The following is a 22,575-nucleotide window of genomic DNA, read 5'->3' on the forward strand; positions in this document are numbered from 1 at the left end:
GCGATGATGAGGAGCGGCGCCATGACTGAAGCCGACACCATGCGGCAGCGGTGGGCAGCCGTGATGATGAACAACTACGGCACCCCGCCGGTGGCCTTGGCCAGTGGCGAGGGTGCGGTGGTCACCGACGTGGACGGCAAGAGCTACCTCGACCTGCTCGCCGGCATCGCGGTCAACGTGCTCGGGCATGGCCACCCGACCCTCGTCGAGGCCGTCACGCGGCAGCTGTCGACGCTGGGCCACACCTCCAACCTGTATGCCACCGAACCCGGTGTCGCGCTGGCCGAGGAATTGGTCGCCCTGCTGGGCACCGACATCGCGACCCGGGTGTTCTTCTGCAACTCCGGCACCGAAGCCAACGAAATGGCGTTCAAGCTGTCCCGGCTTACCGGTCGCACGAAATTGGTTGCCGCAGAGGAGGGTTTCCACGGCCGCACGATGGGCTCGCTGGCGCTGACCGGTCAGCCGGCCAAGCAGGCACCCTTCGAGCCGTTGCCGGGTGACGTCACGCACGTGCCCTATGGCGATGCCGACGCGCTGGCCGCCGTCGTCGATGGCGACACGGCGGCGGTATTCCTGGAGCCGATCATGGGGGAGAGCGGCGTCGTGGTCCCGCCCGCGGGCTACCTGGCCGCGGCCCGTGCGATCACGGCACGGCACGGCGCCCTGCTGGTGCTCGACGAGGTGCAAACCGGAATCGGCCGCACCGGAGCCTTTTTCGCACACCAGCACGACGGCATCACCCCCGATGTGGTGACCCTGGCCAAGGGGCTCGGCGGCGGACTGCCGATCGGGGCGGTGCTGGTCGTCGGGCCCGTGGCCGACCTGCTGACCCCCGGCCTGCACGGCAGCACGTTCGGCGGCAACCCGGTGTGCACCGCCGCCGCACGCGCGGTGCTGAGGGTGCTGGTCGACGACGACCTGATCCGGCGCGCCGAGGTGTTGGGCAAGTCGCTGCGTCAGGGCATCGAATCGCTCGGCCATCCGCTGATCGACCACACCCGCGGTCGCGGATTGCTGTGCGGCGTGGTGCTCACCGCACCGCGCGCCAAAGACGTCGAGGCCGCCGCGCGCGACGCCGGATTTCTGGTCAACGCCGCCGCGCCCGACGTCATCCGGTTGGCGCCGCCGCTGGTGATCACCGAAGCCCAAATCGACAGCTTCATCACCGCGCTGCCTGCCATCCTCGACACCGTCGGCTCCGCGGCATGATCGCGCCGGCGACGATGCAGAGCGAAGCGATGAACAGGAGTGGCGCACTTGGCTAAGCACTTCCTGCGGGACGACGATTTGTCGCCCGCCGAACAGGCCGAGGTCCTCGAGCTGGCCGCGGAGCTGAAGAAGAACCCGTACAGCCGTCGTCCGCTCGACGGGCCGCGGGGCGTCGCGGTCCTGTTCGACAAGAACTCGACCCGCACCCGGTTCTCCTTCGAGGTGGGCATCGCACAACTGGGTGGGCAGGCCGTCGTCGTCGACAGCGGCAGCACCCAGCTCGGCCGAGACGAGACGCTGCAGGACACCGCGCAGGTGCTGTCCCGCTATGTCGACGCCATCGTCTGGCGGACCTTCGGGCAAGACCGGCTGGAGGCCATGGCGGAGACCGCGACGGTGCCGGTGGTCAATGCGCTGTCCAATGAGTTCCATCCCTGCCAGGTGCTGGCCGATCTGCAGGCCATCGCGGAGCGTAAAGGGTCGCTGCGCGGTTTGGCGCTGTCCTACTTCGGCGACGGCGCCAACAACATGGCGCATTCCCTGATGCTTGGCGCGGTCACCGCCGGCATCCACGTCACGATCGCGGCCCCGCAGGGATTCACGCCCGACCCGGCCGTGCTGGCCGCCGCCGAGCGGCGCGCCGCGCAAACCGGCGCCTCGGTCAGCGTGACCACTGACGCCGACGCGGCCGCCGCGGGTGCCGACGTCTTGGTGACCGATACCTGGACGTCGATGGGGCAAGAAGCCGACGGCCTGGACCGGGTCGAACCGTTTCGCGCGTTTCAGATCAACGCCAGGCTACTGGCGCTGGCCGACTCGGAAGCCATTGTGCTGCACTGCCTTCCGGCCCATCGTGGGGAAGAGATCACCGATGAGGTGATGGACGGACCGGCCAGCGTGGTGTGGGACGAGGCCGAAAACCGGTTGCACGCCCAGAAGGCGCTGCTGGTGTGGTTGCTGGAGCGATCCCGATGACCCGCACCAAGGCCAACGCCGAGACCACCCGCGCCGCCCGGCAGGCGCGCATCGTGGCGATCCTGTCGTCGTCGTCGATCAGCAGCCAAAGCGAGCTGGCGGTCCGACTGGCCGACGAGGGCGTCGACGTCACCCAGGCCACGCTGTCCCGCGATCTCGAAGAGCTCGGCGCGGTGAAGCTGCGCGGCGCCGACGGCGGCGTCGGGGTCTACATCGTCCCGGAGGACGGCAGCCCGGTGCGGGGCGTGTCCGGCGGCACCGCGCGGCTGTCGCGGCTGCTGAGCGAGCTGCTGGTATCCACCGACGCCAGCGCGAATCTGGCGGTGCTGCGAACTCCGCCGGGCGCGGCTGACTATTTGGCCAGCGCAATCGATCGTGCGGCGTTACCGTACGTCGTCGGCACCATCGCCGGCGATGACACGCTCTTCGTGGCCGCCCGGGAGCCGATGACCGGCGCCGAGCTGGCCACAACTCTGGAAAACCTGAAATAGCTTGCTGCGGATTGGAGATTGATTCATGTCAGAACGCGTCATCCTGGCGTATTCGGGCGGTCTGGACACCTCGGTGGCGATCAGCTGGATAGGCAAGGAGACCGGCCGTGAGGTCGTGGCGGTCGCGATCGACCTCGGCCAGGGCGGCGAGGACATGGATGTCATCCGGCAGCGCGCGCTGGACTGCGGTGCGGTCGAGGCGGTCGTCGTCGATGCCCGCAATGAGTTCGCCGAGGGCTACTGCCTGCCCACGATCCTGAACAACGCGCTGTACATGGACCGCTATCCGCTGGTGTCCGCGATCAGCCGGCCACTGATCGTCAAGCATCTGGTCGAAGCCGCGCGCGAGCACGGCGGCGGCATCGTGGCGCACGGCTGCACCGGCAAGGGCAACGACCAGGTCCGGTTCGAGGTCGGATTCGCTTCGCTGGCACCGGATTTGGAGGTACTGGCTCCGGTCCGCGACTACGCGTGGACGCGGGAGAAGGCGATCGCGTTCGCCGAGGAGAACGCGATCCCGATCAACGTCACCAAGCGTTCGCCGTTCTCGATCGACCAGAACGTGTGGGGCCGCGCGGTGGAAACCGGCTTCCTGGAACACCTCTGGAACGCGCCCACCAAGGACGTCTACGACTACACCGAAGACCCCACGCTCAACTGGAGCACGCCCGACGAGGTGATCGTCGGATTCGAGCGCGGCGTCCCGGTGTCGATCGACGGCAAGCCGGTGACGGTGCTGGGAGCCATCGAAGAACTCAACGCGCGCGCCGGCGCCCAGGGCGTGGGGCGCCTCGACGTGGTCGAGGACCGGCTGGTGGGCATCAAGAGCCGCGAGATCTACGAGGCGCCCGGCGCGATGGTGCTGATCACCGCGCACACCGAACTCGAACACGTCACGCTGGAGCGCGAGCTGGCCCGGTTCAAACGCCAGACCGACCAGCGCTGGGGCGAGCTGGTGTACGACGGGCTGTGGTACTCGCCGCTGAAGATCGCGCTGGAGTCCTTCGTCGCCAAGACGCAGGAGCACGTGTCCGGTGAAATCCGATTGGTGTTGCACGGCGGGCACATCGCGGTCAACGGTCGCCGCAGCGCGGAATCCCTCTACGACTTCAACCTGGCCACCTACGACGAAGGCGACACTTTCGACCAATCGAAGGCGAAGGGCTTCGTCTACGTGCACGGCCTGTCCTCCAAGCTTGCGGCCCGCCGGGACTTGGTATCCGGTGAAAAAGCCGACGACGAAAAAGCCGTCGAAGAACAGTGAGCACGCGCGAGGGTTCGCTATGGGGCGGACGGTTCGCCGACGGGCCGTCCGACGCGCTGGCGGCGCTGAGCAAGTCCACGCATTTCGACTGGGTGCTGGCGCCCTACGACATCACCGCGTCGCGGGCGCACACCATCGTGTTGTTCCGGGCCGGACTGCTCGACGAGGAGCAGCGCGACGGGCTGCTGGCCGGCCTGGACAGCCTCGCCGAGGACATCGCCGACGGCAGTTTCGGCCCGCTGGTGACCGACGAGGACGTGCACGGCGCGCTGGAGCGAGGCCTGATCGACCGGGTCGGGCCCGATTTGGGCGGCCGGCTGCGGGCGGGCCGCTCGCGCAACGACCAGGTGGCCACGCTGTTCCGGATGTGGCTGCGCGACGCGGTGCGCCGAGTCGCCGCCGGAGCGCTTGAGGTGGTCGGCGCGCTGGCCGCGCAGGCCGAAGCCCACCCGACCGCGATCATGCCCGGTAAAACCCACATGCAGTCCGCTCAGCCGATCCTGCTGGCGCACCATCTGCTCGCCCACGCCCATCCCTTGCTGCGCGACGTGGACCGCATCGTCGACTTCGACAAGCGTACGGCGATATCGCCGTACGGGTCGGGGGCGCTGGCCGGCTCGTCGCTGGGCCTGGATCCGGACGCGATCGCCGCGGATCTTGGTTTTGCGGCCGCCGCCACCAATTCCGTCGACGCGACCGCTGCCCGCGACTTCGCCGCCGAGGCCGCATTCGTCTTGGCCATGATCGGCGTCGACCTGTCCCGGCTGGCCGAGGACATCATCATCTGGAGCTCGACGGAGTTCGGCTACGTCACGCTGCACGATTCCTGGTCGACGGGCAGCTCGATCATGCCGCAGAAGAAGAACCCGGACATCGCCGAGCTGGCCCGCGGCAAGTCCGGGCGGCTGATCGGGAACCTGGCCGGGTTGCTGGCGACGCTGAAGGCCCAGCCGCTGGCCTACAACCGTGACCTGCAGGAAGACAAGGAGCCGGTGTTCGATTCGGTGGCCCAGCTGGAGCTGCTGCTGCCGGCGATGGCCGGGCTGGTGGGCAGCCTGACATTTCACGTCGAGCGGATGGCGGCGTTGGCCCCGGCCGGCTACACCCTGGCCACCGATATCGCCGAATGGCTGGTCCGCCAGGGAGTGGCCTTCCGGTCTGCGCACGAGGCCGCGGGGGCGGCCGTACGCGCCGCGGAGGGCCGCGGAGTCGGGCTCGAGGAGCTGACCGACGACGAGCTGGCGGCGATCAGCCCCGAGCTGACGCCTCAGGTGCGAGAGGTGCTGACCATCGAGGGGTCGGTGGCCTCCCGCGACGCTCGTGGTGGCACCGCACCCGGCCGAGTCGCCGAACAATTGCGCGGCGTGCTGGACAGTTGCGCGCAGCTGCGGTCGCGACTGACCGACAGCTGACTGGCAACACGCAACGCGCGGTTTGCTGTGGCCATTCTCTCAGGTCAGCGGCTTTTGCGGCGCCACCCGCATGGGAGGTTTAAACTCGTAGATCTTAGGCACAAGGTTGAACAAGGTCGACCTGCATGCTCGTCGCCGAGGGGTGGGACCAATGAGCGTCGTCGCAGGCGTGTTCGGTGCGTTGCCGCCGTACCGTTATTCGCAGCGCGAGCTCACCGACTTTTTCCTCAGCATTCCGGGTTTTGAGGATTACGAAGACATCGTCCGGCAGCTGCACACCAGCGCCAAGGTCAATAGCCGCCATCTGGTCATGCCGCTGGAGACCTATCCCCGACTGACCGACTTTGGCGTCGCGAATCAGATTTATATCGACAACGCCGTTGAACTGGGCTGCGAGGCGCTGTCAGGCGCGCTGGACGAGGCGGGCCTCAAACCAAGCGACCTCGATGTGCTGATCACGACGACGGTCACCGGACTCGCGATCCCATCGATCGATGCCCGGATCGCCGGGCGGCTCGGGCTGCGCGACGACGTGCGGCGGGTGCCGCTGTTCGGCCTGGGCTGCGTCGCCGGTGCGGCCGGCGTGGCCCGGCTCCACGACTACCTACGCGGTGCACCCGACGGCGTAGGCGCTTTGATCTCCGTGGAACTCTGCTCGCTGACCTACCCGGGGTACCAGCCCTCGCTGGCCGGTTTGGTCGGCAGTGCCCTGTTTGCTGACGGGGCGGCATCCGTGGTTGCCGTCGGCGAGCGTCGCGCCGAGCAGATCGGCGCCGGCGGCCCGGACGTCCTCGATTCGCGCAGCCACCTCTACCCGGACTCACTGCGCACCATGGGATACGACGTCGGCACCGAAGGGTTCGAGCTGGTGCTGTCGAAGGACGTCGCGGCCGTCGTCGAGCAATACATCGAAGACGACGTCACCCAGTTCCTGGGGGCACACGGCCTCACCGCGCGTGACGTCGGCGCCTTTGTCAGCCACCCCGGCGGTCCCAAGGTCATCGAGGCGATCACTGCGGCGCTCAGCCTGCCGCCGGACGCCCTGGAACTGACGTGGCGATCGCTTGGCGAGATCGGCAACCTCTCGTCGGCATCCGTGCTGCATGTCCTGCGTGACACCATCGCCAAGAAGCCGCCGAGCGGTAGCCCGGGCCTGATGCTCGCGATGGGTCCCGGGTTCTGCTCGGAGCTCGTATTGCTGCGCTGGCACTGATGCGGGTGGCGTGTGGACTCGGCCTCGTCTCCTAGTCGGTTGCATGAATAGCACTCCTGAAGAGCTGGTGAAGGCCCTCCGCACGTCGCTCAAGGAAAACGAGCGGCTGAAGCGGGAGAACCGCGAGTACCTGGCTTTGCTAGCCAAGGAAGCCAACGAGCCGGTGGCCGTGGTCGGGATGGCGTGCCGGTATCCGGGCGGAGTGGACTCCCCGGAGGCGTTGTGGGAGATGGTCGTCGAGGGGCGCGATGTCGTGTCCGATTTCCCGGCCGACCGCGGCTGGGATCTGGCCGGGCTGTTCGACCCCGATCCTGATGCCACCGGCAAGTCGTACAACCGCTGCGGGGGATTCCTCGCGGATGTCGCCGATTTCGATGCCGCGTTCTTCGGGATCGCGCCCAGCGAGGCGCTGGCGATGGATCCGCAACAGCGCTTGTTACTGGAAGTGTCGTGGGAGGCGTTGGAGCGGGCCGGGATTGACCCGATCACGCTGCGGGGATCGCCGACGGGCGTGTTCGTCGGCGTATTCCACGGCTCCTATGGGGGCCAGGGACGCGTCCCCGGAGACCTGGAGCGGTACGGGCTGCGCGGCTCGACGCTGAGCGTGGCGTCGGGGCGGATCGCGTATTCGCTCGGGCTGGAGGGCCCGGCGGTGTCGGTGGACACCGCGTGTTCGTCCTCGCTCGTGGCGCTGCACCTGGCCGCGCGGTCGCTGCGATCGGGTGAGTGCGACGCGGCGCTGGTCGGCGGAGTGACGGTGATGGCCACCCCGGCGATGTTCGTGGAGTTCAGCCGGCAGCGGGCGCTGTCCGTCGACGGCAGGTGCAAGGCGTATGCCGGCGCCGCCGACGGAACCGGGTTCTCCGAGGGCGTCGGAGCCCTGGTCGTGGAGCGGCTGGCCGACGCGCGGCGGCTGGGACACCGGGTGTTGGCGGTGGTGCGGGGCTCCGCGGTCAACCAGGACGGCGCCTCCAACGGGCTGGCAACCCCCAACGGCCCCGCGCAGCAGCGGGTGATCCGGTCGGCGCTTCAGAGCGCCCGGCTGGGCACGGCGGACGTGGATCTGGTGGAGGGCCACGGGACCGGCACCACGTTGGGCGATCCCATTGAGGCCCAGGCGATCTTGGCGACCTACGGGCAGGGGCGGCCGGCGGATCGGCCGTTGTGGCTGGGGTCGATCAAGTCGAACATGGGCCACACGTCGGCGGCGGCGGGAGTTGCCGGTGTGATCAAGATGGTGCAGGCGATGCGCCACGGCGTGATGCCCAAGACGCTGCACGTGGATGTGCCGACGCCGCATGTCGATTGGTCGGCGGGCGCGGTGTCGCTGCTGACCGACCAACGTCCGTGGCCGCGAGTGGATCGGCCGCGCCGGGCGGGGGTGTCGTCATTCGGGATCAGCGGCACGAATGCGCATGTGATCTTAGAACAAGCTCCTGCACAAGCTCCCGCACCGACTCCGCCGCCGGAAAGCGTCGATAGCGACCTGCCGTCGGCTCCGTGGGTGTTGTCGGCCCGTTCCGCCGAGGCGCTGGCGGGTCAAGCGCAGCGGTTGCTGGCTCACGTGCAGGCCGATCAGCAGCTCGATGTGGCCGACGTGGGATGGTCGCTGGTCTCGACCCGCTCGGCGTTCGAGCATCGGGCCGTGGTGGTCGGTGCTCGCGACGAGCTGCTGGCGGGGCTGACCGGATTGGCCGGCGGCGAGCCGGGCGCCAACGTCGTGGCGGGGCGCGCCCAGGCGGTCGGCAAGACGGTGTTCGTGTTTCCCGGTCAAGGCTCGCAGTGGATCGGTATGGGAGCCGATTTACTGGAAACCTCAACGGTATTCGCCGAGCAGCTGAACCGGTGCGACAAGGTGCTCGGCGAGCATGTGGAGTGGTCCCTGATCGATGTGATCCGTGGTGCGGCGGGTGCCCCGGGACTCGATCGGGTGGATGTCGTGCAGCCGGTGCTCTGGGCGATGATGGTGTCGCTAGCCGAGTTGTGGCGCTCGGTGGGCGTGCATCCCGACGCGGTCATCGGCCACTCCCAGGGCGAGATCGCGGCGGCCTACGTGGCCGGTGCGCTGTCGCTGGAAGATGCCGCTCGGGTGGTGGCGTTGCGCAGCCGGCTGTTGGTGCAGTTGTCGGGCGCCGGGGGCATGGTCTCGCTGGCCTGCGGCCTGGCCCGGGCACACGAGCTGGTGGCACCGTCGGGCGATCGGCTCAATATCGCTGCGGTCAACGGTGTTTCGGCGATTGTCGTGTCCGGTGAGGTGAACGCCCTGGACGAGCTTATCCGGCGTTGTGAGGGTGCCGACGTGCGTGCCCGCCGGATCGACGTCGACTATGCCTCGCACTCGGCGCAGGTCGACGCGATTCGCGAGTCGCTTGCCGGGGCCCTGAGCGGCATCGAGCCACGATCCTCCTCGGTCACCTTCTTCTCCACCGTCACCGGTGAGCCCATCGACACCGCCGGACTCAACGCCGACTACTGGTACCGCAGCATCCGCCACACAGTGCAATTCGAACAGGCGGTGCGCACCGCCAGCGACGCCGGGTATCGGGTGTTCATCGAGTGCAGCCCGCATCCGGTGTTGATCGCGGGCATCGAAGACACGGTTAGCGATCGGAACCTCGCCGATGCCGTCGTCATTCCGTCGCTGGGCCGCGACAATGGCGGCCTGGATCGGTTTTGGTTGTCGGCGGGTCAGGCCCACGTCGCGGGTGTGGCGGTGGACTGGCACGCGGTGTTCCCCGGTGCCCGTCACGTCGAGTTGCCGACGTATGCGTTCCAGGGTCGACGATTCTGGTTGCCGCCGTTAGGCATTGGTGGCGGTGATCTGGGTGGTCTGGGCCTGGCCGGGGCCGAGCACGGCTTGCTGGGTGCGGTGGTGCAGCGACCCGACTCCGGCGCGGTGGTGCTGACCGGTCGGCTGTCGTTGGCGGCCCAGCCGTGGCTGGCCGATCACGTCGTCGACGGCGTGGTGTTGTTCCCCGGCGCCGGGTTCGTGGAGTTGGCGTTGCGGGCCGGCGATGAGGTCGGCTGCTCGGTGGTCGATGAGCTGACGCTGTCCGCTCCGCTGCTGTTGCCGGCGGTCGACGGGGTCCAGGTGCAGGTCGTGGTGGGTGCCGCGGCTAGTTCGGGACGTCGTTCCCTATCGGTGTATTCGCATGGCTTGCAACCTGATTCGGAATGGATACGGCACGCCGAGGGCGCCTTGAGTACCGGATCGGGCAACACGGCCGCCGACCTGTCGGTCTGGCCGCCGGTGGGAGCGGTCGCGGTGGACGTGGCCGACGCGTACGAGCAGCTGACGCGGCGTGGTTACGAGTACGGTCCGGCGTTTCAGGGGCTGCAGGCCATGTGGCGCCTCGGCAATGAGGTCTTCGCCGAAGTCGCCGTGCCCGAGGTCGCCGGTGTCAGCAGGGTCGACAGTTTCGGTATCCATCCGGTGCTGGTGGATGCGGCGCTGCACGCGATGGGCGTGGTGGGCGATCAGGCCGAGACGATGCTGCCGTTCTCCTGGCAGGGAGTGTGTCTGCACGCCGCCGGCGCGTCGCGGGCGCGGGTCCGGATCGCGCCGGTGGGCGTGAGCGCGGTGTCGGTGGACCTCGCCGACGGGACGGGCCTGCCGATTCTATCGGTGCGCGAATTGGTGGTTCGGCCGGTCGCGGCGGCGCAACTGACTGCGGCGGCCGCGGCCCCGGCCGGTGGTGGACTGTATGAAGTGGTTTGGTCGCCGGTGTCGTGGGGGCCCACTGTTGTTGCTGGTGAGGTCACGGTGTGGGAGCCGGGTTCGGTTGCTGGTGATGTGGTCGGGTCGGTGTATGCGGCCTGTCATGAGGTGTTGGGTGTGTTGCAGTTGTGGCTGGCTGGTGAGGGTGCGGGGGCGTTGGTCGTGCTGACTCGTGGTGCGGTGGGGTTGGCGGGTGAGGTTGTCGCGGATCTGGCGGGTGCGGCGGTCTGGGGGTTGGTGCGTTCGGCGCAGGCCGAGCGGCCGGGGCGGGTGGTGTTGGTCGATTCGGACGGGTCGTTGGACGTCGCGGACGTCGTCGCCTGCGGTGAGCCGCAAGTGGTGGTGCGTTCCGGCGTCGCGCACGCCGCTCGGTTGACCCCGGCGCGCTCGGTGTCGGCACTGCCGGCGGGGCAGTGGCGGATGAGCGTTGGTGGCGGCGGCACGTTGGAGGATTTGGTGGTGCGACCGCTTCCTCGCGCGGAGTTGGCGGCCGGCCAGGTCCGGGTGGCGGTGGCCGCTGTCGGGGTGAACTTCCGGGATGTGCTGGTGGCGTTGGGGATGTACCCGGGCGGGGGTGAGCTCGGGGCTGAAGGCGCGGGAGTGGTGCTCGAGGTCGGATCCGGAGTCCGCGGGCTGTCGGTCGGCGATGCGGTGTTGGGTTTGGTGGGTGTCGTCGGTTCTGAGGCGGTGGTGGATGCGCGGTTGGTGACCGCGGTGCCACCCGGGTGGTCGTCGATACAGGCCGCGAGTGTGCCGGTGGTGTTTTTGACGGCGTTGTACGGGTTGTCGGTGCTGGCCGGGCTCAAGGCCGGTGAGCGGGTGTTGGTGCATGCTGCCACGGGTGGGGTCGGGATGGCGGCCGTGCAGCTGGCTCGGCATTGGGGTGCCGAGGTATTCGCGACTGCGAGCCGTGGTAAGTGGGACACGTTGCGCGCGATGGGGTTTGATGACGATCATATCGGGGATAGCCGGACCCTGGATTTCGAGGGCAAGTTTCTGGTGACTACCGGTGGTGCCGGGGTCGATGTGGTGCTCAACTCGCTGGCCGGGGATTTCCTGGATGCCTCGTTGCGATTGCTGGTTGGTGGGGGGCGCTTCATCGAGATGGGCAAGACTGACCTTCGCGACCCGGATGCTATGCCGGAGGGGGTGTACTACCGGGCGTTCGACTTGATGGAGGCCGGCCCGGCTCTCATCGCGTCGATGTTGTCCGACTTGATGACGATGTTCGATGCGGGTGTGTTGAAGCCGTTGCCGGTCAAGGTGTTTGACGTGCGCTGTGCCTCGTCGGCGTATCGGTTCGTCAGCCAGGCCCGCCACACCGGCAAGGTAGTCCTCGGGATCCCCGACGGCCCGGACGATCCGGTGCTGGCGAGTTCGGGCGGCGGATTGACCGGCGGCAGCGTGTTGATCACCGGCGGCACCGGGATGGCGGGCTCGGCCATCGCGGCGCATTTGGTGGCGCGTTACGGGGTGGCCCATGTGGTGTTGGTCAGCCGCAGTGGCCCCGACGGAGCCGGGGTAGCGGAGCTCACGGACCGGCTCACCGAAGCCGGCGCCGAGGTTTCGGTCGTCGCCTGTGATGTGGCCGACCGGGATGCGTTGGCGGCGCTGATCGCCGGGCTACCGGCCGCATATCCGTTGAGGGGTGTGTTCCACGCCGCGGGACTACTCGATGACGGGTTGATCGCGTCGTTGACCCCGGACCGGGTCGATACGGTGTTGCGGGCCAAGGTGGATGGCGCCTGGAATTTGCACGAACTCACCCGGGATATGGATATGGATCTGTCGGCGTTCGTGCTGTTCTCCTCGATGGCGGGCATCGTGGGTTCCCCGGGCCAGGGCAACTATGCCGCGGCGAACAGCTTCCTGGACGGCTTGGCCGCTTCGCGCCGGGCCCAGGGCCTGCCCGGGTTATCGGTGGCCTGGGGACTGTGGGAACAGGCCAGCGCCATGACCCAACACCTCGACGAGCGTGACATATCCCGGATGAGCCGAATCGGGCTCGCCCCCATGCCAACCGAGCAGGCGCTGCGATTGTTCGATACCGCGATGCTGGCCGAACGTCCGGCGATGGTCGCCGCCCGCATCGACCCCCGCGCGCTGGCCGACAACGGAGCCACACTGCCCCCGCTGCTGAGTCAGCTGGTCGCCCGCCCGATTCGACGGGTCATCGACGAGACCGACACCACCTCCGCTTCGACGACCAGCCTCGTCGCCCGCCTGCAGGGCCTGTCCGCCGAGCAGCGGCACAGCGAACTGGTGGACCTCGTCTCCCGCAACGCCGCCACCGTGCTGGGCCGCCCGAATGCCGGGGACATCAACGCGGGAAGCGTCTTCCAAGACCTCGGGTTCGACTCCCTGACGGCCGTGGAACTGCGCAACCGTCTCAAAACCGCGACCGGACTGACCCTTTCGCCGACACTGATCTTCGACTACCCGACACCGATCGTGCTGGCCGAGCATCTCGACACCCGGCTGGTGGTGCCCCCGACACTCGCCGAGCAGCCCGACCTGATGGCCCGCTTCAACGACATCACCCGGGAGCTACAAACGCTGCTGAACCAACCGGATTGGCAGCCCGAAGACGCTCCGCATCTGACCACCCGCATCCAGACCCTGCTGACCACGCTCAGCGCCCACCTGGATCCGCACGACGAGCAGGAAGCCGATGACGACGACATCCACAGTGCTAGCGAGAGCGAACTGTTCGCCATCCTCGACGAAGAACTCGGCTCGTAAGACGCCAAGGAGCACCCGTGTCGGATACCGACAAACATCTTGACTACCTGAAGCGGCTCACCGCAGATCTGCGGCGCACGCGGCGGCGGGTGGCAGAGCTGGAAGGCAAGCTGTCCGAGCCGGTGGCGGTGGTGGGGATGGCATGCCGGTACCCGGGGGGTGTGGATTCACCGGAGGCCTTGTGGGACATGGTGGTCGAGGGCCGCGATGCCGTGTCGGATTTTCCCTCCGACCGCGGCTGGGACGTGGCGGGTTTGTACGATCCCGACCCCGACGCCCCGGGCAAGATGTACGTCCGTCAGGGTTCATTTCTCGCCGACGCCGGTGATTTCGATGCCGGGTTTTTCGGCGTCGGCCCCAGCGAGGCGCTGGCGATGGATCCACAGCAGCGGCTGATGCTGGAGCTGTCGTGGGAAGCCTTGGAGCGCACCGGAATTGACCCACTGCGGTTACGTGGTTCGGCGACGGGTGTGTTCGCCGGTGTGATTCATGCCGGCTACGGCGGCCAGGTGGAGGGCGAGCTGGAGGGCTACGGGCTCACCGGTTCGACGTTGAGCGTGGCCTCGGGCCGGGTGTCGTATGTGCTGGGCCTGGAAGGCCCGGCGGTGTCGGTGGATACGGCGTGTTCGTCGTCGCTGGTGGCGTTGCATCTGGCTGCGCAGTCGCTGCGGTCGGGCGAATGCGACCTGGCCCTGGTCGGCGGCGTCACGGTGATGGCAACGCCGGCGGCCTTCGTCGAATTCAGCCGCCAGCGGGCCCTGGCCACCGATGGCCGGTGCAAGGTGTACGCCGGCGCGGCCGATGGCACCGCATGGTCGGAGGGCGCCGGAGTCCTGGTGGTGGAACGCCTTGCCGACGCGCGGCGAGCCGGGCACCCGGTCCTGGCGCTGGTACGCGGTACCGCCGTCAATCAGGACGGCGCCTCCAACGGGTTGACCGCCCCGAATGGGCCTTCCCAGCAACGCGTTATCCGCACCGCACTGGCCAGCGCGGGCCTGACCGCGGCCGACGTCGACGTGGTCGAGGGGCACGGCACCGGGACCGTGCTGGGCGACCCGATCGAGGCGCAAGCGTTGTTGGCGACCTACGGTCAAGACCGGCCGGCGGACCGCCCACTGTGGCTGGGGTCGATCAAATCCAACATCGGTCACACCTCGGCGGCCGCGGGCGTGGCCGGGGTAATCAAAATGATCGAGGCTATCCAGCACGAGGTACTGCCGCAGACGCTGCACGTGGATGTGCCTTCCCCACATGTGGATTGGTCAGCGGGCGCGGTGTCGCTCTTGACGGAATCGCGCGTGTGGCCGAGCGGGGATCGTCCGCGCCGGGCCGGGGTGTCGTCGTTCGGGATCAGCGGGACGAACGCCCACGTGATCATCGAACAACCACCAACCATCGAAGCCGAAAGTGTTGCGGCTGAATTGCATCCGAGGGAGACCGCCTGGGTGCTGTCGGCGCGCTCCGAGCAGGCGCTGTCCAACCAGGCCAGGCGGCTGCTTGCGCACGTGACCGGTAGCGCGGAGCTGAGGCCGGTAGATGTCGCGTGGTCGTTGGCGACGACGCGTGCGGTATTCGACTATCGGGCCGTGGTGGTCGGCGCGAACCGGGACAGCTTGGTGACGGGGTTGACCGAGTTGGCCGCCGGTGAGCCGGGCGCTGGCGTCGTCGCAGGGCGGGTCCGCTCGGCGGGAAAGACAGTGTTCGTTTTTCCCGGCCAGGGGGCCCAGTGGCTGGGGATGGGCCGACAGCTCTACGAGCATTTCCCGCAGTTCGCGCAGGCGTTTGACGAGGCGGTGGCCGCGTTGGACCCGCATCTGCGGTTGCCGCTGCGGCAGGTGATCTGGGGCGACGACCCCGCGCTGTTGCAGAGCACGGAGTTCGCGCAGCCGGCCCTGTTTGCTGCCGAGGTCGCGATGGCGGCGTTGCTCGGGCACTGGGGTGTGCTCCCCGACGTGGTGACGGGCCATTCCGTGGGCGAGATCACCGCGGCCCACGTGGCCGGCGTGCTGTCGCTTGCGGATGCGGCCAAAGTGGTTGCGGGGCGCGGCCGGTTGATGGCGGCGCTGCCGCCCGGCGGCGCGATGGTCGCGGTAGCCGTCAGCGAGGCGGAAGTATCGCCGTCGCTGACCGATGAGGTGAATCTCGCGGCGGTCAACGCCCCCAAGGCGGTGGTGATCTCGGGTCCCGACGCCGCGGTCACCGCGGTGGCAGACGGGCTGGCCCAGCAGGGCCGCCGAGTGCACCGATTGGAGGTTTCGCACGCGTTTCATTCCTCGCTGATGGAGCCGATGCTCGAGGAGTTCGCACAATTGATGGCCGGAGTGTCGGCTGCACGCCCGCGAATAGGGTTGGTATCCAACCTGACTGGACAATTAGCCGGCCCCGAGTACGGATCGCCGCAATACTGGGTCGATCACGTGCGCCGGCCGGTGCGTTTCGGCGATGGGGTGCGGGCCGCCGAGTCCTTGGGTGCCCGGGTTTTCGTCGAGGTCGGGCCGGGCCGCGGCCTCACCGCGGCCGTCGAGCAATCCTTGGCCACCGAGCAGGCGACATCGGTGGTCACGCTGGCCAAAGATCGCCCCGAAGCGGAATCGGCGCTCGCGGCGCTCGGGCGGTTGTTCACCATCGGTGTCTCAGTGGATTGGCCCGCGGCGGTCGGAGACGGCCAGCGAGTCGAGTTGCCGACGTACGGCTTTATCCGGCAGCGGTTCTGGCTTCCTCCCGGAGCGGTGGGCTCGGGCAATGTCAGCAGTGTCGGCTTGGCCCGGGCCGCGCATCCGCTGCTGGGCGCGGTGGTGGAGCGGCCCGACACGGGTGGCGTGGTGCTGACCGGCTCGTTGTCCGTCGGCGGATCGCCCTGGCTGGCCGATCACGTCGTCGACGGCGTGGTGTTGTTCCCCGGCGCCGGGTTCGTGGAGTTGGTGTTGCGGGCCGGCGATGAGGTCGGCTGCTCGGTGGTCGAAGAACTGACGTTGTTGGCACCGCTGGTGCTGCCGCCGGGCGGGGCAGCACGCGTGCAAGTCGTGGTGGATGCGGCGGGTGAGTCCGGTTCGCGCGCCGTCTGGGTGTATTCGCGTGGTGCAGCGGCGGATTCGGTCTGGGTGCTGCATGCGCAAGGAGCGTTGCGCTCCGCGCAGCCCGAACCCGGCGCGGATCTGTCGGTGTGGCCGCCGGTCGGGGCCTCCGCGGTCGAGGCCGGAGACGTGTACGACGTGCTGGCCGCCCGGGGCTACGACTACGGGCCCGCATTCCGCGGTCTGCGCACCCTGTGGCGTCGCGGCCAGGAGGTCTACGCCGAGGTGTCCGCCGGCGAGGGCGTCGCGATGGGCGGCTTCGGGATTCACCCCGTCGTGCTGGATGCAGCCTTGCACGCCTGGGGGATTGCCGAAGGTGGCGATTCGACGATGCTGCCGTTCTCCTGGCAGGGAGTGTGTCTGCACGCCGCCGGCGCGTCGCGGGCGCGGGTCCGGATCGCACCGGCCGGCTCCGGGGCGGTGTCGGTGGATATGGCGGACGGGACGGGCCTGCCGGTCTTGTCGGTGCGTGAGTTGGTGGTTCGCCCGATCTCGATCGGTACGCTCTCGGCCGCGTTGGCGGCCGCTGCCGGTGGCGGTGGTGGACTGTATGAAGTGGTTTGGTCGCCGGTGTCGTTGGGGCCCACTGTTGTTGCTGGTGAGGTCACGGTGTGGGAGCCGGGTTCGGTTGCTGGTGATGTGGTCGGGTCGGTGTATGCGGCCTGTCATGAGGTGTTGGGTGTGTTGCAGTTGTGGCTGGCTGGTGAGGGTGCGGGGGCGTTGGTCGTGCTGACTCGTGGTGCGGTGGGGTTGGCGGGTGAGGTTGTCGCGGATCTGGCGGGTGCGGCGGTCTGGGGGTTGGTGCGTTCGGCGCAGGCCGAGCGGCCGGGGCGGGTGGTGTTGGTCGATTCGGACGGGTCGTTGGACGTCGCGGACGTCGTCGCCTGCGGTGAGCCGCAAGTGGTGGTGCGTTCCGGCGTCGCGCACGCCGCTCGGTTGACCCCGGCGCGCTCGGTGTCGGCACTGCCGGCGGGGCAGTGGCGGATGAGCGTTGGTGGCGGCGGCACGTTGGAGGATTTGGTGGTGCGACCGCTTCCTCGCGCGGAGTTGGCGGCCGGCCAGGTCCGGGTGGCGGTGGCCGCTGTCGGGGTGAACTTCCGGGATGTGCTGGTGGCGTTGGGGATGTACCCGGGCGGGGGTGAGCTCGGGGCTGAAGGCGCGGGAGTGGTGCTCGAGGTCGGATCCGGAGTCCGCGGGCTGTCGGTCGGCGATGCGGTGTTGGGTTTGGTGGGTGTCGTCGGTTCTGAGGCGGTGGTGGATGCGCGGTTGGTGACCGCGGTGCCACCCGGGTGGTCGTCGATACAGGCCGCGAGTGTGCCGGTGGTGTTTTTGACGGCGTTGTACGGGTTGTCGGTGCTGGCCGGGCTCAAGGCCGGTGAGCGGGTGTTGGTGCATGCTGCCACGGGTGGGGTCGGGATGGCGGCCGTGCAGCTGGCTCGGCATTGGGGTGCCGAGGTATTCGCGACTGCGAGCCGTGGTAAGTGGGACACGTTGCGCGCGATGGGGTTTGATGACGATCATATCGGGGATAGCCGGACCCTGGATTTCGAGGGCAAGTTTCTGGTGACTACCGGTGGTGCCGGGGTCGATGTGGTGCTCAACTCGCTGGCCGGGGATTTCCTGGATGCCTCGTTGCGATTGCTGGTTGGTGGGGGGCGCTTCATCGAGATGGGCAAGACTGACCTTCGCGACCCGGATGCTATGCCGGAGGGGGTGTACTACCGGGCGTTCGACTTGATGGAGGCCGGCCCGGCTCTCATCGCGTCGATGTTGTCCGACTTGATGACGATGTTCGATGCGGGTGTGTTGAAGCCGTTGCCGGTCAAGGTGTTTGACGTGCGCTGTGCCTCGTCGGCGTATCGGTTCGTCAGCCAGGCCCGCCACACCGGCAAGGTAGTCCTCGGGATCCCCGACGGCCCGGACGATCCGGTGCTGGCGAGTTCGGGCGGCGGATTGACCGGCGGCAGCGTGTTGATCACCGGCGGCACCGGGATGGCGGGCTCGGCCATCGCGGCGCATTTGGTGGCGCGTTACGGGGTGGCCCATGTGGTGTTGGTCAGCCGCAGTGGCCCCGACGGAGCCGGGGTAGCGGAGCTCACGGACCGGCTCACCGAAGCCGGCGCCGAGGTTTCGGTCGTCGCCTGTGATGTGGCCGACCGGGATGCGTTGGCGGCGCTGATCGCCGGGCTACCGGCCGCATATCCGTTGAGGGGTGTGTTCCACGCCGCGGGACTACTCGACGACGGGCTGATCGCGTCGTTGACCCCGGACCGGGTCGATACGGTGTTGCGGGCCAAGGTGGATGGCGCCTGGAATTTGCACGAACTCACCCGGGATATGGATATGGATCTGTCGGCGTTCGTGCTGTTCTCCTCGATGGCGGGCATCGTGGGTTCCCCGGGCCAGGGCAACTATGCCGCGGCGAACAGCTTCCTGGACGGCTTGGCCGCTTCGCGCCGGGCCCAGGGCCTGCCCGGGCTGTCGGTGGCCTGGGGACTGTGGGAACAGGCCAGCGCCATGACCCAACACCTCAGCGAGCGTGACATATCCCGGATGAGCCGGGGCGGGTTGGCGCCGTTGTCCACCCCTCATGCGCTTCAGCTGTTCGACGAGGCCATGTTGGCCGATCGTCCGCTGTTGGTGGCCGCCCGTATCGACGCGCAGGGGTTGGGCGCCGGCGGCGCCGTGCCGCCGGTGTTCCGGGACCTGGCCGCTCGGCCGGGGCGGCGACTGATCGGTGACGCCGACGCGGCGGTGTCGACATCGGGATTGGCTACCCGGCTGCAGGGCCTGAGTCCCGAGCAGCGTCACCACCAATTGGTGGAATTGGTGTGTACCAACGCCGCAACCGTTTTGGGCAGGTCCAATGCCGACATCGCGGCGACGCTGCCGTTCCAAGACCTCGGGTTTGACTCGTTGACCGCGGTGGAACTGCGCAACCGCCTGAAAATGGCGACCGGGCTCACCCTTTCACCCAGCCTGATCTTCGACTTCCCCACGCCCGCGGCACTGGCCGAACATATCGACGAACAGCTCAGCTCCGTGCCGACAGCTGCGCCCGCGGCCGGGCCGGACCCGCTGGCGCGTTTCAACGACATCGCACGCGAGCTGCAGACGCTGGTCAACCAACCCAATTGGACGCCGGACGACAGATCCCGGCTGGCCGCCCGCATCCAAGCCATTGTGCGCGAACTCGAAAGCCCACCACCGCTGACGCCCGGCGAAGCGCACCTCATCGACGACGACATCACGACCGCCACCGAACGCGAACTCTTCGCGATCCTCGATGACGATTTCGGCCCCTGATGTCACCTACCGAGATAGCGATCATCGGCCTTGCCTGCAGATTGCCCGGCGCCTCCGGCCCGCGTGACTTCTGGCATCTCGTACGTGACGGACGGGAAGCAACCGAATTACCCGGGGATATCGCCGAGTTCGACGCCGACTTCTTCAACCTGTCGCCCCGCGAGGCCTGCGCGATGGACCCACGTCAGCGGGTTGCGCTCGAATTGTCCTGGGAACTCTTCGAGGACGCATTTTTGGTGCCGGAAAACGCGCGTGGCGAACGGGTTTCGATATACCTGGGCGCGATGTCCGACGACTACGCGGTCCTGACTCTGCGTGACGGCGCGGACAACCTCGACCATCACTCGTTCGGCGGCGTCAGCCGCGCCATGATCGCCAACAGGATCTCGTATGCCCTCGGGCTACGGGGCTCCAGCATGATCGTGGATTCCGGGCAGTCGTCGTCACTGGTCGCGGTGCACCTCGCCTGTGAAAGTCTGCGCGCGGGGGAGTCGCAGCTGGCGATTGCCGGTGGGATCCACCTCAACCTGGCCGACGAAACCGCCATGCTCGAGCAGGAATTCGGTGCGATGTCGGCGTCCGGCCGTACTTACGCGTTCGATGGGCGCGCCGATGGCTACGTGCGGGCCGAAGGTGCCGGCATGGTGCTGTTGAAGCCGTTGAGTGCCGCGCTGCGGGACGGAAACAGAATCCGCGCCGTGATCCGGGGCAGCGCGGTCGGCAATGCGGGGCACAGCTCCGCCGGCCAAACCGTGCCGTCGGTATCGGGACAAGCCGACGTGATCCGCCGCGCGCTCGCCGCTGCGGGCCTCGGCAGCGACGATATCGACTACGTCGAGGCACACGGCACCGGAACCGAAGTCGGCGATCCGGTCGAGGTGCGGGCGCTGGGTGAAGTCTTCGGCGAGTGCCGGCAACGTCCGGTGCGGGTCGGATCGGTGAAAACCAACATCGGCCACACCGGCGGCGCGGCGGGAATCGCGGGCTTGCTCAAAGCGGCATTGGCGGTCGAAAATGCCGTGATCCCACCAAGTCTCAACTACGACAGCGCGGCCCCCGGCAACGACCTGAAAAGCTTTGGGTTGCAGGTCAATACCACCTTGACGGCATGGCCGGCGCAGGACCGGCCGCGCCGGGCCGGGGTGTCGTCGTTCGGAATGGGTGGGACGAATGCGCATGTGATCCTCGAGCAGGCCCCCCCACAGCCGGCACCGGCCGAACCGCGACAGAACGCCCCGGTGGCATGGGTGCTGTCGGCGCGTTCGGAACAGGCCTTGGCCAACCAGGCTGCACGGTTGGCGGCCCACGTCGTCGCCGACGATCTGGCGGTGACGGATGTGGCATGGTCGCTGGCCACCACCCGTTCGGTCTTCCAGCATCGCGCGGTACTGGTAGGTAGTGATCGCCTCGCTCTCACAACGGGTTTGACGCGGTTCACCGGCGGCGACCCGACCGCGGTCGCCGGGCAGGCCGGACCAACCGGCAAAACGGTGTTCGTGTTCCCCGGCCAAGGCTCCCAATGGCTGGGGGTGGGACGCCAACTCTACGAACGGTATCCGGTATTCACCCGAGCTTTCGACAAGGCCGTCGACGCGTTGGACGGCCAGCTGCGATCGAATTTGCGTGACGTCATCTGGGGTGTCGACCCGGCGCTGCTGGCGAATACCGAGTTCGCTCAGCCGGCGCTTTTTGCCATCGAGGTGGCAATGGCGGAATTGCTGCAAAGCTGGGGAATCGAGCCGGATCTGGTGATGGGCCATTCGGTGGGGGAGATCACCGCCGCCCATATCGCGGGCGTGCTGACGCTTGACGATGCCGCGCGGCTCGTCGCGGCCCGCGGCCGTTTGATGGCGGCATTGCCGGCCGGCGGCGTGATGATCGCCGTGGCCGCCGGCGAGGACGAGGTGACGCCGTTGCTCACCGACGGTGTCGCGATCGCGGCGGTCAATGCCCAGCATTCCGTGGTGATTTCGGGTGCCGAGGCGCCGGCGGGCGCCCTGGCTGACCGGTTGGCACGGCGGGGGACGCGGGTGCATCGGTTGGCGGTGTCGCACGCGTTTCACTCGGTGTTGGTAGAACCCATGGTCGACGAGTTCGCTCGCCTGCTGGCCGACATCAAGGCAGACCAGCCGCGGATTGGCTTGGTGTCCAACGTGACTGGGCAGCTCGCCGGTGCCGAATACGGATCGGCTCAGTATTGGGCTGAACATGTGCGCCGGCCGGTGCGATTTGCCGATGGTGTGCGGTTGGCGGAGTCGCTGGGAGCCACCGTGTTCGTCGAGGTGGGCCCCGCCGCCGGCTTGAGTGCGGCAGTGGAGCAATCACTGAACACCGAGCATGCCGCCGCGGTGGCAACGTTTGCCGCCGACCAGCCAGAAGTCGACGCGCTGTTGACGGCGGCCGGCCGGCTATTCGCCTACGGCACGACGGTTGATTGGGCGGCCGTTCTCGGTGGACTGGGTGGGCGCCGAGTCGAGTTGCCGACATACGGCTTTGCCCGGCAACGGTTTTGGTTGGGATCAAGGGGAGATGTGCCGGTTCCGGTGGATCGGGCGGCGGACCTGGCCGAGCTGCTGCGCGCACTGGCCCCCGAGGAGCAGCGCGGCCGGCTGGTGAACTTGGTGTGCACCCACGCGGCGACCGTGTTGGGGCACCCGAGCGGCGGTGACATTGATGTCGACCGTGCCTTTCAAGACATCGGCTTTGAATCACTCACCGGCGTCGAACTTCGCAATCGGCTTAAAGTCGCGACGGGGCTGGCCCTGCCGCGCACGCTGATCTTCGACTTTCCCAGCCCGTCAGCGCTGGCCGATCACCTGCGTCGGCAACTGTTGCACGAGGACCGCGACGAATCCGATGACGACGAGATGTGGTCGGCGCTGAGAAAAATTCCGCTGCGCGAACTTCGGCGAACGGGGCTGCTCGACAAACTATTGCTGCTGGCCGGTGAGTCCGAGATGGCACTTGACGAGCCAGCGGTGAGTAACGACACCATCGATTCGTTGAGCCCCGATGCGCTGATCGCTATGGCGTTGGAGTCCGACAAAGCCGATGATGCTGAGTGACGAAATCCACGCTGGCAGGCCTGATTACGCGTGCCGAACGCTGAGTGATATCCGACACATGTTGAATAGCCTTGTTTTTGCGGGTGCGAACCAGACCGCATAA

General features: G+C 68.0%; 9 protein-coding genes. All 9 read left to right on the forward strand.

The genetic code is table 11. The annotated features are described in order from the left end of the window. Positions 1–6: 6 nt before the first annotated feature. Positions 7–1,212, forward strand: coding sequence for an acetylornithine transaminase (locus tag OK015_RS14145; RefSeq protein WP_442791299.1), 1,206 nt, complete (start codon positions 7–9; stop codon positions 1,210–1,212). Between the two features lie 48 nt (positions 1,213–1,260). Next, positions 1,261–2,187, forward strand: coding sequence for an ornithine carbamoyltransferase (gene argF, locus OK015_RS14150; protein ID WP_268123667.1), 927 nt, complete (start codon positions 1,261–1,263; stop codon positions 2,185–2,187). After that, entirely contained in the window at positions 2,184–2,678 is a 495-nt protein-coding gene (locus OK015_RS14155; RefSeq protein WP_268123669.1) for an arginine repressor, read from the forward strand. Before argF ends, OK015_RS14155 begins: the two co-directional genes overlap by 4 nt. 25 nt (positions 2,679–2,703) lie before the next feature. Continuing rightward, positions 2,704–3,942 carry an argininosuccinate synthase gene (locus OK015_RS14160; protein WP_268123671.1) on the forward strand — a complete coding sequence of 413 codons (1,239 nt, stop codon included), beginning with the start codon at positions 2,704–2,706 and terminating at the stop codon, positions 3,940–3,942. Further along, complete coding sequence (gene argH / locus OK015_RS14165; protein ID WP_268123673.1) at positions 3,939–5,354, forward strand: argininosuccinate lyase; 1,416 nt, start codon at positions 3,939–3,941, stop codon at positions 5,352–5,354. The genes OK015_RS14160 and argH overlap by 4 nt, the downstream gene beginning before the upstream one ends. Positions 5,355–5,505: 151 nt before the next feature. Continuing rightward, positions 5,506–6,567, forward strand: a complete 1,062-nt coding sequence (locus tag OK015_RS14170) for a type III polyketide synthase (protein WP_268123675.1) — start codon at positions 5,506–5,508, stop codon at positions 6,565–6,567. Between the two features lie 43 nt (positions 6,568–6,610). Next, entirely contained in the window at positions 6,611–13,027 is a 6,417-nt protein-coding gene (locus tag OK015_RS14175) for a type I polyketide synthase (protein ID WP_268123677.1), read from the forward strand. A 17-nt stretch (positions 13,028–13,044) separates the two neighbouring features. Continuing rightward, positions 13,045–19,407, forward strand: coding sequence for a type I polyketide synthase (locus OK015_RS14180; protein ID WP_268123679.1), 6,363 nt, complete (start codon positions 13,045–13,047; stop codon positions 19,405–19,407). Continuing rightward, positions 19,407–22,472 carry a type I polyketide synthase gene (locus OK015_RS14185; RefSeq protein WP_268123681.1) on the forward strand — a complete coding sequence of 1,022 codons (3,066 nt, stop codon included), beginning with the start codon at positions 19,407–19,409 and terminating at the stop codon, positions 22,470–22,472. The genes OK015_RS14180 and OK015_RS14185 overlap by 1 nt, the downstream gene beginning before the upstream one ends. The last annotated feature ends 103 nt before the right edge of the window (positions 22,473–22,575 follow it).

It is taken from the genome of Mycobacterium sp. Aquia_216, assembly GCF_026723865.1.
Taxonomy (GTDB): domain Bacteria; phylum Actinomycetota; class Actinomycetes; order Mycobacteriales; family Mycobacteriaceae; genus Mycobacterium.